This is a genomic window from Mesorhizobium sp. M1409 (assembly GCF_040317535.1).
Lineage (GTDB): Bacteria > Pseudomonadota > Alphaproteobacteria > Rhizobiales > Rhizobiaceae > Mesorhizobium.
Genome location: NZ_JAMYKV010000015.1, coordinates 15,465 through 28,709 on the forward strand (window position 1 = coordinate 15,465; position 13,245 = coordinate 28,709).

Below are 13,245 nucleotides of genomic sequence, written 5' to 3' on the forward strand. Positions count from 1 at the left end.
CCATCAGGCAAACACGTCGGCGGCGGCCAATAGCGGCGCCTTCAGGTCCTTGTCCGAAAGCTGGAACCCACCGGTCAATGACGGCCATTCGATGCCGATGGCGGGATCGTCGAAACGGATCGACCGGTCATGCGCCTGCGAATAAGTATCGGTGACCTTATACAGGACCTCGGTGTCGGGCACGAGCGTCACGAAGCCGTGCGCAAAGCCTTTCGGCACCAGAATCTGGTTGCCCTTTTCGGCCGACACTTCGAGAGCGACCCATTTCCCAAAGGTCTTCGAGCCGCGACGAATGTCGACCGCGACGTCGAGAATGCTGCCCCGGATGACGCGCAGCAGCTTGTCCTGCGCCCGCGGCGCGAGCTGGTAGTGAAGCCCGCGCAGGACACCCGCGGCCGCGGAATAGGAATGATTGTCCTGCACGAAAGCCAAGTCTATGCCGGCCTGCGCAAAGCGCTCGGCATTGTAGGTTTCGACGAAAAAACCGCGCGCGTCGCCATGCCGCTTCGGCACGATTTCCAGCACGCCATCGATGCCAAGGGACCTGACTTCCAGCATCTAGCCCTCCGACAGGTCCACGACACGCCGGCGCAGATAGGCGGCATATTCGTTCTTGCCCAGGCGGTCGGCACGACGCAGAACCTGGTCCGCCGTCAGCCAACCCTGTTCAAGGGCGATCTCTTCCGGACAGGCGACCTTGATGCCCTGGCGATGCTCGATGGTGCGCACGAATGAGGAGGCTTCATGCAGGCTGTCATGCGTGCCGGTGTCGAGCCAGGCGTAGCCGCGCCCCAGCCGGTGCACATGCAACTGGCCGCGCTCGAGATAGACGTTGTTGACCGCCGTGATCTCGAGTTCGCCACGCGCCGAGGGCCGGATCGAGGGGGCGATGTCGACGACGTCATTGTCGTAGAAATAGAGACCGGTGACTGCCCAGTTGGATTTCGGGTTCCGCGGCTTTTCTTCGATCGTCAGCGCCGTCCCGGTGGCCTTGTCGAAGGATACGACACCATAACGCTGGGGATCCTCGACATGATAGGCGAACACCGAAGCGCCCTTTTCGCGCGAGGCCGCGTCGCGGCAAAGCTGCGACAGCCCATCGCCAAAATAGATGTTGTCGCCGAGGATCATCGAGACGCTGTCCTTTCCGATGAAATCCCGGCCGATGATGAAGGCTTCCGCAAGACCGTTGGGTTGCGGTTGCTCGGCATAGGACAGACCGAGCCCGAACTCCGATCCATCGCCAAGCAGATCGCGAAAGACCGGCAGGTCACGCGGTGTTGAAATGATCAGAATCTCGCGGATACCCGCGAGCATCAAAACGCTCAGCGGGTAATAGATCATCGGCTTGTCGTATATCGGCAGAATCTGCTTAGAGATCGCTAATGTTAGCGGATAGAGACGCGTTCCACTGCCTCCAGCAAGGATAATTCCTTTCAAGAAGCTCTCCTTGACATGCCAAAGCCCCCCGGCCCTGCCGCCCGTGCTTAGGTTCCAAGCAATGGCTTGTCAATCTCGCCGCTCGACAAACCACTGGACCACGTCCGGCACCGATGCCGCGGCCAATTCCCGGCGAACCCACTGCTGTCATCTTGCCAAAGCCGACGGCCTGACGGGAACAAGCAGTTTGTCATGCTGGGCCTCGGGCGACTCGCCTCTTGGGCTCAATCGCACAGCAAAGCCCTTCTTTCCTGTCGGGTAAGATGCCGCGGAAATCATGAACGCAGGATTCACCCTGACTCCAAGTTTTCTGTCAGCGGATCTGGACCTTGGCCGTAGCCGGATGCTATCGGGCGGTTGATGTTCGCGGGGCGACAAGCTCCGGCAGCGCGACAGCAAGGGATCACATTCCCACCCTCCACATCTTCCAGGCCACCAACCGCAGCGGTTCCGATCGTGGGGCCGCGCGGCCCCGAATCATGGAGCGTCTGCAATGTTTACCCCTGTCCTCGTCCCCCACGTCAACTTCCTTCCCCTCCTCATCGGCAGGACGCGCAGAAGCCCCGACGGCCTCAGGTCGCACGTGTTCCGCATCGGTGATGCATTCGCAGCACGACACGGCATCAAGCGGATTCTTATCCTTGGCACCAAGGACGACAGTGTTGCGCTAGGCGTGATCCGCGGCGATGCTGCCGAGCTCAGCTTCACCTGGTCCGAGGACCCGGAGCTTCGCCGCGCGGCTACGGCGCAGCCCGGTCTCGCCGTGCTGCGCATGCTCGAGTGCGGAGGTATGGCATGAGGGCCGCTTAAGAGGAGCACGTCATCATCCGCCCGTCCGACGCGATGTCGCTGCGTCTCGGCATCGAGCCTTGGGTCACGGTGACAATGGTCGACTTCGATCCCACCGGCGAGGGCTACGCCGGGCAGATCACGGTGTCCTGGGATTGGTCGACATCGACCAAGCGCCGAGGTCTCTACGGCGCCTCCTCGACGCTGTTCTGCACCCGTGAGACCTGGCCGAACCGGAAAGCGCGAGTACTCAACGACCTCGACGGTTTCGTGACCGAGACTGTCGAGGCTTCCCGCGCCCGCAACGGCGCATGACCGTGAAAGGGGCCGCCTCGGCAGTGGCCCCTTTCTTTTGGGCGTAGCCCCGAACGCACCCGCCCGGCCGCCGATCCTTCTTCAACGAAGAAGGCCGCCATGTTCACCCCTATGCTTGGTACCTGCTGCTCACCATCTGCTCGGCCGACCCCGCCATCGGCTGCGACCATCAGGTCATTGGCCGGTTCATGGCGCGTGACCTGGGTGCATGTCATTCCAGAAGGCACTCCAGAACTAGAGGCTCTGTTGTAAAGGCACTATCGAGACTTTCTTTTGATCGCCGGAAACCTCATGCAGCCTCCCCCACGAGATCCCGTCGACGTCACCTTCTCGACAATCCCGCGCATCTGCATGTCGTGCAAGGAATCGGATCTCTGGTACAGGATTAGATCCCTGCCAGGGATGCCAGCAGAAATCTGCCCGGAGGCGTCGACGCCGTGCCTTTCGGCGGCTACATGTCGGCCCAAGGAGAAGTCACATGTCACATCAGCAACACCGCAGCGTCCCGTGTCCGGCTACAGGCGCGGCGATGCAGTTCGCCGCCCTCGCCACAGTCGGGGCAAGCGTCATCGCCAATGCGCACGCGGCCGGCCTCGGCGCAATGAAGGACGCACGGGAGCGCCGGGCCAACGGCCTTTGGCACGCCCGCCTCATCAACGCCCAGAGGTCCTCGTGGGAAGCCCTCGCCGTCGCCCGGTCCGCAGTATATCGCGTTCAAGAACTGGAAGCCGAAGTCGCCAAGCTCCGCCGCTCGGTCGCCAGCCGCGACGCGCTGATCCGGAGCATGTCGGCGAATGGATGACGACCTGCACCACAGATTCAAAGACCTCTTACAGGAAACGCCCGCAGCCGAGGACGCGCTTCGGGCGTACCGGAACAAGCAGGCCATGACCGTGGTCGAAAAGCGGCTGCGCAGGAAGAACGCGCAGGTCCTCGACGAGGCCTACGCCTGGTGGATGGAACGCCGCCACCAAGAGAAGCCACCACACGGTAAGGACTGACCTCCCCGTTCACGCATAAACCGCACTCTCCGATTCGTTCCTTGCGAGCCCGCAGGCGCGGGGCGCGGCTGGTCCGACTTCAGCATGGAAAACACCCGCGTCAAGGGTTTGTTCGACATCGCAGCCCGCGTCCGCGCCGGCCGCTTCGACGGCGACGGGGTTGCCCGGGCACTGGACGGAAAGGATCCGAGATCGAGTCCTGCCCGCATGCCTGTCTTGCGTATGCCGAACGGCACGAGATCACATGGCAGTCCTGGCTGCGGAAATCAGGTGTCAAGGACTCCCGCAGCCTTGCCGATGTCGTCGAGGAAATCAGGCTGCCCGTCGAGGCCGCATGCCGTAAGGCGCTTCGCCTGCGGGAACGAGACCAGGCTCCGGGTCGTCCAGCTGATCACGGACGGCACCCACCGCTTGACCGAAGGCACGCCGACCAGCCCGGTTCTTTGACCGAGAGCCCACTGTCCGCAGAGTTCCGGCCCGGCGTTTGCGAGGCGGGCAAGCTGGTCGGGTGCCAACGTCAGCAGCGCGACCGAGACATGCTCCGGGATCGAGGCGACGTCGAACGCATCCCTGTCTGCGAGGTCGCCGGCCGCGTAGCCGTGGACATGGCCGCCAAGCGACCTGACGGCGATCACGGATTCGGGAGCCGGAGCGTCGAGCTGTTCGCGCAGTTCGGCAGCTTGGCTGTCGACTTCATCAGCGAAGTCATCGGTCGCCGGAGGCAGCGGCGTGCCTTGCTGGCCCGTGAGCCAGCGCAGGAAGTCGCCCGGGACCGCAAGGATTCCGCCGATGATTTGCCGTATGGCCCTGAGGATTACTTTAAGCATTCGCCCCTCCCGTGTTCATCATGGGCGAAAAATATTTTGTTTACATGCAACAGACAAATTCCTTGTCGAAAGCAGGCACGTCAACAGGCCATGGCAATTGTTGACAATAAAAAGATGCTCAATGGGGATTGAAATACTATCGGTCTCGACCAATCCTTTTATAGAGCCGGCGGGGAACGCTGGTGGAAAAGGGGCACGATGACGAACTTTGCGAAGATCCCGGCGGAAGCCGAACTGGCTAAGGACGCAGCCGACAAGGCATGGCGGGACATAGCATTCAAGGCGAAGAATCTCGCCGACCAGATCCGCTGAATGAAGAACACCGGAGGCCCGACCGCAGGAAACATGGAAACTCTCTACCACTTCCTCGACCACTACGAGGCAGCACAGAGAGAGTCCGATGCGAAGCGGGCCGCAAGCCTGGAGGCTTCCGACAAATGGATCGCCGAGGCCGAAGCTGCCGTCGCGCAAGTCGGGAGGAAGGCGTGAGCGATTCTTGGGACGAAGTGATCCTCTTCGACGAAGAAAACATAGGCGGGACGGCCGATGCCTTTTTTACCTACTACTTCGTCAACGACGTCGACGACATTGGCTCGATGCGCGCGCCGATCTGTCCTTATGACGAAGACGATCTCGATGAGGCGATCGACCACGCGGACAACCTCGGCGGATTCGTGACGGGTTTCGAGGGCCAGGTCGTCTACGTGTCGCCGAAGGTTGACCTCTTTGACGTCTTGCATGCGCGGCGCGGACGGAACGGAGCCGCCGCGGACCAGATCATCGAATGGATCAAGGAGAATGACGGCTGCGATGCACGCTCAACCACGCTCCATCAGTACTGGGAGGGCGCATATGGCTATCAGGTCGCCTATTTCAAGCTACCTCTCAACGTTGAACTGCGTACCCGCGATTGGCGTAGCGCGCCGGACGCTCAGCCGGAGCGGCGTCAGGCGCTCGTCCGCAAGGCCGTTTCAATCCGCCTGGCGCAACTGACGAACACTGACGGATGGGTGGCGGCTTAGTGGAGACGATCAGGAATGTTGAGCTTGGAGCCGACCCTTGGAACTCTGCGACAAGTCCCAAGGTATTGTTTTGGAAGATGGCGGCGGATTACCGAAACCATCGAGCAGCAGTCCTGAAGGCCGGCGCCCGCAAAAGCCCTCCCCTCCCACTTGCGCTGCTTACCGCCGCACGGCGAGGCGGATTCCGGATCAGCCAGATCGCGCTTGCAACCGGTCTGTCCGAATCGACGGTTTCCGCCGCGTTTTCCCGCAATCGCCTTGTGGCGGAGAGGAAGGGCGATCGGCCCCGTACTAATACGGCACCTGCAGCAGGACTGCCGATTTTGTTGAAAGCGCTGCCACTTGAGACTCTGACCAAAAGGCGGCCACAGTTGCTGAAATCGGTTTCGGCTGTTGAGCGCGCGCGGCTCAAGGCCGAATTTCGCGACCTCTCTGACCGGCTGCGCGCCTGTGGGCTTGCGGCCAAGGATATCGCCGCGCTTAGCGGTCGCGCACTTCAGTCTGTACATCAGTGGCGAGTGAACGGACTAGCTTACCCGGCGCCTTCTCAGGACATCATCGACGACCTGAGGCGGGCGGCCGCCAGGTACGAGGCCATGATTGGCCGCGCGACAACCATCCTTGAGACATTTGCATAGGAGTCGACGACATGGCTGGCAGACTTGATCTTTCAAAACTTCGGGACACCGGCACTCTGGAGTGGGATCCTACAATCGAGTGGGACTATCGGAAAGAGGAGCTTCTATTGGCGGAAGCGATGGGAGGTCCGCTCCAGATCGCGGTGGACAACTGGAACAGAAGATTTGGCGAGTGCATTCCCCCGACAGGTGCGGAAGAATGCGATCTTGATAAAAGGATCGAGGACGAGGTCTGGTTGTTACACCATCACGGTTATGGCGCTATGCAGAGTTTGGGTCCTGGCCGCCACCGCAGCGCGTCGGTCTACTGGCACGGCGAACCCCTGCCGGCAGAGTTCTGCTACGAAGTGTACAGCCTCGATGATCTTTGCCATGCCGCCCGGCCTGCCGCTCAATATCATGCAACCGGAGGGCGAGAACCGGGCGAATACGAAAGGGCCCGCGATCACGCTGAAAGCATCGGCGGAGTCGTCTTGCAACGGTGCTTTGTGTGGGTTGAAGACGGGGAGCCGGTCCATTGTATGTACTTTTCCGAGAACATCACTCCAAAGCGCGCGTACGACGCTTTTATGCAAATGTACGACGACGGAACCGTGATCGCTCGCTTCATACCGTTGTTCAAAAGGATGATGAGGCGTGAGCATCGCAATGTCGAAGCAACCGCTGACAGAACGCTTGAACATTACCAGCGTCTCGGCGAAATTTCATTCTATTTGACCGAAGTGCGTGAATGGAAAGCTGCCCGGGACAGCAGGGTCGCGCTAGGTAAGGGTTGGTGAACACGCGATAATGGCCACTTGCTGATTGGCGAGGTGGCTTCCTTCGAAACGCAACTTACTCGTCGACTGCTGGGATACTCATGACTTGCGGTTCGCTCCTTCATCGACGTGCTACCTTGCCACTTTCGTGCGGCTGGCCAATCCTCGAAGGAAGGGGTTGGCCAGAAGCTCGAGGGAACTTCATGCTCAGTTCATTTGCGAGCTGATGGAGGTCCTACGGACGCTCGACATCGAAAGCGAGGCGGCATGACCGCCTCTCCGTGTCGGAGAAACCCGAAGTCTCACCGCTGCGCGGGCATCATGGCGGACGCGATGGCTATCGCCTCGTCGGCAAGGGTCCGCATACACCCGCCGTTCAGCCCCGGCGTGACGTGCGTTCATAGCATGCCTGGTTTAAGACCATTGCTTCGATCTCCGACTCCGTTCCGTGACCGTAGACAGTGTCGCGACCGTCGGCGAAGGCGTACCAGGCATTGCCGCCCGCCGAGTGTTCTGCCGCTTCGGGCTCGTTGGCGCTGATCGCGCTATAGGTGTTCTCGAGACGGTCGGCCATCTCGCTCCGAAGCCGGTCGACATCCTTGCGGAGCGGTCCCGGAACGCCGCGGCCGCCCAGCTCGATGACCCGATAGAGAGCCTCCTCCGTGCACCGCTTGAGCTTCTCCGCAGCCTTTAGACCCGCCTTTGCCGTGGCGAGGTCTGCGCAGTCGATCTCGCCAAGCGCCTGCAGGCGCCGCTTGATCTCGTCCTCTGCAGCTATCTCGAGCAAGATAGCTTTCTTGGCGTCAGTCGTGTTCAACATAACCGTCCCCCTTCTTGGTTTTGATTGCTGCCGTTCCCCGGCCAGGTTTCCCCGTATACGCCCTCAGCAGACACGCCGAGGGCGCTGGCTGAGAAACCGTCAGGCTGCTTCGTCGGGGTCGTCCAGCATGTCGCCGCAGGCCGCCCATTCGATCGCTCTGATCGCGGCGGATGCCGAATTCGCCGCCGCTCAAGCGGCCCCGCAGTGCCGTCCATCGGCGAGCCCGGATTGAACTCGCCGCAGAGCTCTTGACCGTCGTGCGTGAGTTCCCAGGAATACGAATGCTCGCCGAACGACCTGGCGGTTCCCGTCCTCACGTCATTGCCGTTCGAGGAAATCCATTCCATTTCATGGACATGGCGCAATTCCGACGGCGATATCAATTCAGTAACCAGAAGTTGCAACCAGGGCATGCAATCGACGCTTGGCCAGAAACCGACGTATTCTTTTCATCCGAAGTTAGGCTTTGGATGTCGATAGTGCCTCCCATTACAGGAGTAGGAGTTGAAAGTGGAATTTACAAAACCCGGACGCGACGATGCCGAGGCTATTCAGGACGAATATGTCGCGGTCGTATATATCGAGCCTCTTGAACTGGACCCCGAGCCTGACCTGAGCGAGACGTTGCATTCGCTGAAGACCGTAGTGCTCAGGCAGAACCAGCGTATGGCGGAATCCTACTTTCGGATCGCCGCCGAAATCGAGCGGGTACGCGGCCATCTTCCGGCATCCAAGATGAAGACGTTCCTGGTGTCGGAGTGCGGTCTCAACGGCAGCGACATTGGCATGTACCTGCGGCTCACGGAAGCCTTGGGCGAGCATGTGAAGACGATTACGGCCCGCGGGCTGCCACTGACGGTCGCCAAGTCGCTGATTGCCGCGCCTGAGGCTGTCCGCAAGGAAGCCCTCGAACGAATTGAAGCGGGAAGCTTCGTCCATTCAAGCGACGTCTCCTCCATCAAGCGCCGTCAACGGGAAATGGCTGCTGATCCGCAGATGGAACTGGAGCGCCGTCGTCTGAAGGTGCTGCGACAGTCAGCACAGCGCAAGGCGCAGGTCGAACTCGACACGTTTACCACCAGGTTCATCTTCTTCGCCCAGTCTCTTATGGACTTCTTCAACGACGCGCAGGACGATGGTGTCGATCTTACGAAGCTCAAGACACGTCGGACTCGTCTGCAAGAGGAAGTCGGTCGCTGCCTTCGCGAATTCGAGACTGTGTTCGACACGGCCGGACTGCCCGGCGCATGGGAGTACGGTTTCCACGGCAACGATGACCAGCTTGTCCGGCTGGCCCAGGCATATGACGGCCTTCGCAATTTGGCTGATGGCACATTCAAAGCCGTCGACGAGGAGAACGGCAACCCATTCGACAAGGATCATCATCACATCGATCGGGACTTTGTCGAGAATATCATCTGGCTGTTCAGCGACAACGGCATAGCCAAAAGTGACCTCAAGGCGCGCAAGCTTCCGGCCGAGCCGGCTGTGTCGAAGGAAGCCAGCCCGCCATTTCGCCTCACTTCGCTTGAGATCTGTGCCGGCGCTGGCGGACAGGCCCTCGGACTGCATGCGGCCGGATTTGACGCCCTGGCGTTGTACGAGCGCAATCCCGCGGCGGCTGAGACGCTGATGGCGAATTGCTGGTTTGGGCCCGTCCATTGCGCCGATGTCACTCAGGTGGATTTCCGCCACCATCGTGGCAATGTCGATCTTGTGGCAGGCGGAGTGCCTTGCCAGCCGCATTCGAGCATGGGCAAGCGAAAAGGGCGAGAGGACGAGCGCGATCTGTTCATGGAAGCGGTCAGGTTGGTCGATGAAGTCCAGCCGAGAGCCTTCTTCTTCGAGAACGTGAAAGGCTTCGGCTTCCAGGCCAATGCCGATTACCGGGCCGACCTATACAAGAAGTTCGCCGATCTCGGATATCAGAGCCAGATATTCTCGATCAATGGCAGCGACTGTGGTCTCGCGCAGCTGCGTCCGCGTATCGCCTTTGTCGGTTTCCGGGATGTCCCAATCCAACGGTTCCAGATGCCGCCAAAGTTCCCCGAATGGAATCGGACGGTTGGCGAGGTATTGCTCGATCTTGTCTCGGCAAATGGCTGGCCGGAGGCTGAAGAATGGGCAAGGAACTATGCGAACCGTCGCGGGTCGACCATCGTTGGCGGCTCGGAACAATCAGGTCGCCTGGCGTTTTCGTCGAACCTTCGCAAGGAGGACTGGATCGACATGAAGATCAATCCGTTCGAAATCGCCGAAACGGCTCCTGGACCGAACCACAAACTTGACGACCTGTTCTCGCTCACTCTTGAGATGGGGGCGCGGCTGCAAGGTTTCCCTGACGGGTGGCAGTTTGTCGGCGCCGGCGCCGAAGGTTCGGACAAGGACCGGAAGACGAAAACCCGGCAGATCGCGAACGCCCTCCCACCGATCATGGCGCACGCCGTCGGCCTGGCAATCTACACTGCCCTGACCGGTGTCGAGTTCGACTACGCTCAGGCGCTAAGATTGCCCGAGATGCCACCCGAGCGCAGCAGGAAGCGATTGAAGCTCACCGAGTTGCGAAATCTCGAAAACTATCATCGCGGCGTGTAGCAGGAACTCGTCCAAAATCTCCCGGAGTGTCAAGGAGACCTCCGGGAGAATAATTTTGCACGGTGAATGGAACATCAGAGAATGCGCCCATCGCGCTGCGAAGCTCTGCGTGGTTCTTGTGCATGACGGAATGAATTCCTCGCGAAGGGATGGATTGGGAGCTTTGAAGTGACTGTTTCAGTCCCCCTCCCCTGCCGCCACCGTCCCAAAGCGAATAAAGTTTTCCGCGCGTCATGATAGGTCGTAATAAATTACGTTTGACACCTTTTGGTTACATGCCGCCGAGAGGCCTTTGTTGCTTGCATGCCGGATCGGCAGCCTCGATCTCGTAGTGAGCGTATCGAAGTGACGGAGGATGGGCATGCCGAGGCCAGCAGATGCCGCAAACGGCGAACAACAGCGGCGGCAGCGGCGCTATCGCGCTCACCTCCGTGCGACCGGGCAACCGGAGGCATCAACGGTCGATGCCGCAGTCGCCGCGGCAGTTGCCGCGTATGTCGAAAGAGCCGCGCTCGATCCGTCTCTCGATACGATGGCCCTAAAGCGAATCCTGCGAGATGCCGTCGACAGGCTCGCCGATGCCGGCTGTGATCGCAATCAATCACGCCTCAAAGTCATCCGCCGCGCAGGACGCTTCGGTCGTTCGGTCCCGCCAGGTCTCGATGGAGATCCCGGGAAATGACGGCGTTCTCGTCCCAAAGAGCATCCTCTGCTAATCATTGCTCTCCCCGTTACTCCGTCACGTGGAATCGGAATTCCGTCTCCGGCGGTAGTGACAATACTCGCTCGGCTTCATCACCCGCGCCGGCAATACCCGGAAGAAGGCATGCCAAACACGCCCTTTGACTTTGACGCGGACGTTTTTGGAGCGTCGCCGGGACTAACGCGAAACGCGTTCGACGTGATGACGCCGTGGGAATTTGGCGCCAGGATTAACGGCAAGGAAGTCAAAGCCGCTCTCTTTCGCAACGAACGTCAAGGAAATGGATGATGCAATCTGGTGCTGATGGAGGAATGATCGACGCGCCCGGCTGCGGCGACATCTTCGACGATTTCGGTGGGTCCGATCGGGACCGCTCGCGTGCCAAGACCGATTTTGCCGGCAGGATCGTGCTCGCCATGGACACGTGTCGACTGATGGATGAGGAGGTGGCCGCACTGACCGGCCTCGAACGAGATCAGATGCGGTGCATAGTCCGCGGGCGGGTGGTCGACGGCATATCGGTCGAAAGATTGGAGACGGCGCTGGAAGCACTCGAAGTTTGGCAAAGGGCGCGAGCGTTTATTGCAGGATGAAAACCAAGCCTCGGCGCGGACGAACTGGTGAACAAGGGGCGGATTGGCTCCGTTCGGCTTTCACGAGCTTTTCGGGAATTCGCGGGCGGTCTAACGGGGCGCGGAATCTGGAAGATGATCGTCGTCTTCAGGATCGTCGAAAACGAACTGCACGCCGTCGATGGGGCTGGGCGGGATCAGGTTGCAAAGCCGCCCATTTTTTTGGTCTTCGGAGCCTCTTCGATCTTTTCAGCCAAATGCGCCGGGATCGGCCTGGCGATCTCGTCTCCAGACCACGTCAGGATTGATCCTCCGACTTGCATGCTCTCCGGCAGTGCTACGCTGCGTTGCCGCGTGGTTGAGAGGTAGACGTCGCCATCGATCGTCAGCCGCTCAGGTATCTCGGCAATGCCAACCCGATGGTCATGTTGCCCAGCACAGTCAAGCCCGGCGGCAGGTCAACCGACATGCCGTGGGAAATCGACGCATTGAGCTTGTCGAACGTAGCCCCGGCTGGGATCTCATCGATGTCGTGCTCGACTCCGTTGATGTCGACGGCATACGGCCAGAAGGCCTCCCTGCCCCTTCCACCTGGCCGCCTTCGCAAGCCGGCTTCAAGACCGCCATGTGCCTCGCTTCCGGACTGGCGTTGCGCTTGCCTTTGATCTGATCGATCTCTCCGCGGTTGATTTTGACGGTGGCGACGGGGCGCCCCTTTCGGTCCCGCAGGGAATAGATCTCGTGATTGCCGGCCGCGAGTCCTGCGTCGTAGCTTCCGTGGCCCACACAGTGATGCATTCGCCTGGATTCGAGGTCGAGAGCTTCCGGCGTCAGCAGTTTGACGAGCTTGTAGCCGTCCTCATTCATTGTAACCCCCTTCAGTTCCCTGAAGAAGGATCGTCTGCCGTCCGACCTTTTTCAAATCATTCTGTCGGCAAATTTAGTTGACGATGCTTATGCGTAGCTTCGACGCGTTAAAATTGCTTCTCGAAATATTTCAAAGGATCATGCGATCCTTTCGAGCCATCCGCCGCCCCTGGCGAACACGCACTCGGGAGGCGAAACGAGCGAACGGGGCGGTCCTGGCAGTCGGTGCAGTAGCTGTCGGACCTAGCGTGTCTGCCGCATCGTGTCGCGGACATGACCGCCAAGGCCTTAATTTCCCTCTGTCGATGTCGGCTCAATACTCCACCTCGCCGACCCTGAAGTAGCACGATTTTCCCGACTGCCCGTGATCGTGCGCCGTATGCTCCTCCCCCAGCATGCCATTGTGCAGCAGGCAGACGTCGGCATGCGGCCAAGGATTCATTACTGCCGGTGCCGGCACTGGATGCGCAGCCTGCCACGGCGTTTCCGGACGCGGATCGGGAAACCCCGTCATCGGGCCAACGGGGCGGGTTCAGGGCTTTTCGGCTGATACAGCGCAAAACGGATCGACAGAAACGGCCCATTCGTTGCGTCGGCGAGGCACTGGGCTATGCCGACCCACGGAAAACGAAAGCCCCCGATGGCTAGCCGGGGGCTTCAGGACGGACAGGCTGGCGTAGGTCAGGAGGCGGGCTTTTGGTCTGGGATCGTCGAAGGATTCGATGACGAGGTGCATGCACAGCCCGTCGTCGTAAACGACCGAGAGCCGTGTGTTCGGGTCCGCCGAAAGATCCCGCAGGGTTTCCAGGGCATCCGTCGCGTTCGCCGGTCCGAAGCGGCCGAAGGTGACTTTGTTGCCGACATGGTAGTACCAGACTCTTCTCATAGCGATTTCCTT

19 protein-coding genes are annotated in these 13,245 nt (G+C 60.3%); 12 read left to right on the plus strand and 7 right to left on the minus strand.

The window, feature by feature from the left end; all coding sequences use genetic code 11:
- Positions 1–3: 3 nt before the first annotated feature.
- Together rfbC and rfbA are read right to left on the minus strand one after the other, a co-directional pair.
- Positions 4–558, minus strand: a complete 555-nt coding sequence (rfbC, locus tag NKG99_RS14355) for a dTDP-4-dehydrorhamnose 3,5-epimerase (RefSeq protein ID WP_352868599.1) — start codon at positions 556–558, stop codon at positions 4–6.
- Positions 559–1,440 (minus strand): glucose-1-phosphate thymidylyltransferase RfbA, encoded by an 882-nt coding sequence (gene rfbA, locus NKG99_RS14360; protein ID WP_352868601.1) that lies wholly within the window; start codon positions 1,438–1,440, stop codon positions 559–561.
- A gap of 493 nt (positions 1,441–1,933) precedes the next feature.
- Here rfbA and NKG99_RS14365 point away from each other — a divergent pair, with 493 nt between their 5' ends.
- From NKG99_RS14365 to NKG99_RS14380, 4 genes are all read left to right on the plus strand, one after another.
- On the plus strand, positions 1,934–2,239 hold the full coding sequence (locus NKG99_RS14365; RefSeq protein WP_352868603.1) for a hypothetical protein: 306 nt from the start codon (positions 1,934–1,936) through the stop codon (positions 2,237–2,239).
- A gap of 44 nt (positions 2,240–2,283) precedes the next feature.
- Positions 2,284–2,544, plus strand: a complete 261-nt coding sequence (locus tag NKG99_RS14370) for a hypothetical protein (protein ID WP_352868605.1) — start codon at positions 2,284–2,286, stop codon at positions 2,542–2,544.
- Positions 2,545–3,073: 529 nt separating this feature from the next.
- Positions 3,074–3,346, plus strand: coding sequence for a hypothetical protein (locus NKG99_RS14375; RefSeq protein ID WP_352868608.1), 273 nt, complete (start codon positions 3,074–3,076; stop codon positions 3,344–3,346).
- Positions 3,339–3,545 (plus strand): hypothetical protein, encoded by a 207-nt coding sequence (locus tag NKG99_RS14380; RefSeq protein WP_352868610.1) that lies wholly within the window; start codon positions 3,339–3,341, stop codon positions 3,543–3,545. The genes NKG99_RS14375 and NKG99_RS14380 overlap by 8 nt, the downstream gene beginning before the upstream one ends.
- Positions 3,546–3,811: 266 nt before the next feature.
- Here NKG99_RS14380 and NKG99_RS14385 read toward each other — a convergent pair whose 3' ends face one another.
- Positions 3,812–4,372, minus strand: a complete 561-nt coding sequence (locus tag NKG99_RS14385) for a hypothetical protein (protein ID WP_352868612.1) — start codon at positions 4,370–4,372, stop codon at positions 3,812–3,814.
- Between the two features lie 312 nt (positions 4,373–4,684).
- Here NKG99_RS14385 and NKG99_RS14390 point away from each other — a divergent pair, with 312 nt between their 5' ends.
- The 4 genes from NKG99_RS14390 (at position 4,685) to NKG99_RS14405 (ending at position 6,811) form a co-directional block, all read left to right on the plus strand.
- Positions 4,685–4,861: a hypothetical protein gene (locus NKG99_RS14390; protein ID WP_352868615.1), complete on the plus strand. Its 177-nt coding sequence runs from the start codon at positions 4,685–4,687 to the stop codon at positions 4,859–4,861.
- Positions 4,858–5,394, plus strand: coding sequence for a hypothetical protein (locus NKG99_RS14395; RefSeq protein ID WP_352868617.1), 537 nt, complete (start codon positions 4,858–4,860; stop codon positions 5,392–5,394). The genes NKG99_RS14390 and NKG99_RS14395 overlap by 4 nt, the downstream gene beginning before the upstream one ends.
- A 77-nt stretch (positions 5,395–5,471) precedes the next feature.
- Entirely contained in the window at positions 5,472–6,032 is a 561-nt protein-coding gene (locus NKG99_RS14400; protein ID WP_352868619.1) for a hypothetical protein, read from the plus strand.
- A gap of 11 nt (positions 6,033–6,043) precedes the next feature.
- A complete protein-coding gene (locus NKG99_RS14405) occupies positions 6,044–6,811 on the plus strand; it encodes a hypothetical protein (RefSeq protein WP_352868621.1) in 768 nt (255 codons plus the stop codon).
- A gap of 355 nt (positions 6,812–7,166) precedes the next feature.
- Here NKG99_RS14405 and NKG99_RS14410 read toward each other — a convergent pair whose 3' ends face one another.
- Positions 7,167–7,610, minus strand: a complete 444-nt coding sequence (locus NKG99_RS14410; protein ID WP_352868624.1) for a hypothetical protein — start codon at positions 7,608–7,610, stop codon at positions 7,167–7,169.
- A 735-nt stretch (positions 7,611–8,345) separates the two neighbouring features.
- On the opposite strand from NKG99_RS14410, the gene NKG99_RS14415 reads away from it, so the two are divergent.
- The 4 genes from NKG99_RS14415 (at position 8,346) to NKG99_RS14430 (ending at position 11,849) form a co-directional block, all read left to right on the plus strand.
- Positions 8,346–10,205, plus strand: coding sequence for a DNA cytosine methyltransferase (locus NKG99_RS14415; protein ID WP_352868627.1), 1,860 nt, complete (start codon positions 8,346–8,348; stop codon positions 10,203–10,205).
- Positions 10,206–11,031: 826 nt separating this feature from the next.
- Positions 11,032–11,196: a hypothetical protein gene (locus NKG99_RS14420; RefSeq protein ID WP_352868628.1), complete on the plus strand. Its 165-nt coding sequence runs from the start codon at positions 11,032–11,034 to the stop codon at positions 11,194–11,196.
- A gap of 23 nt (positions 11,197–11,219) precedes the next feature.
- Positions 11,220–11,501 carry an XRE family transcriptional regulator gene (locus tag NKG99_RS14425; RefSeq protein WP_352868629.1) on the plus strand — a complete coding sequence of 94 codons (282 nt, stop codon included), beginning with the start codon at positions 11,220–11,222 and terminating at the stop codon, positions 11,499–11,501.
- Between the two features lie 114 nt (positions 11,502–11,615).
- Positions 11,616–11,849, plus strand: a complete 234-nt coding sequence (locus tag NKG99_RS14430) for a hypothetical protein (protein ID WP_352868631.1) — start codon at positions 11,616–11,618, stop codon at positions 11,847–11,849.
- A gap of 72 nt (positions 11,850–11,921) precedes the next feature.
- Here the strand turns inward: NKG99_RS14430 and NKG99_RS14435 are convergent, their stop codons facing one another.
- The 3 genes from NKG99_RS14435 to NKG99_RS14445 all read right to left on the minus strand — a co-directional run bounded on the left by NKG99_RS14435 (position 11,922) and on the right by NKG99_RS14445 (position 13,233).
- On the minus strand, positions 11,922–12,362 hold the full coding sequence (locus tag NKG99_RS14435) for a PcfJ domain-containing protein (protein WP_352868857.1): 441 nt from the start codon (positions 12,360–12,362) through the stop codon (positions 11,922–11,924).
- A 298-nt stretch (positions 12,363–12,660) separates the two neighbouring features.
- On the minus strand, positions 12,661–12,789 hold the full coding sequence (locus NKG99_RS14440; protein WP_352868633.1) for a hypothetical protein: 129 nt from the start codon (positions 12,787–12,789) through the stop codon (positions 12,661–12,663).
- Between the two features lie 90 nt (positions 12,790–12,879).
- The gene (locus NKG99_RS14445; RefSeq protein ID WP_352868636.1) at positions 12,880–13,233 is read right to left on the minus strand and encodes a hypothetical protein; all 354 of its coding nucleotides are present in this window, start codon (positions 13,231–13,233) and stop codon (positions 12,880–12,882) included.
- Between the last annotated feature and the right edge of the window lie 12 nt (positions 13,234–13,245).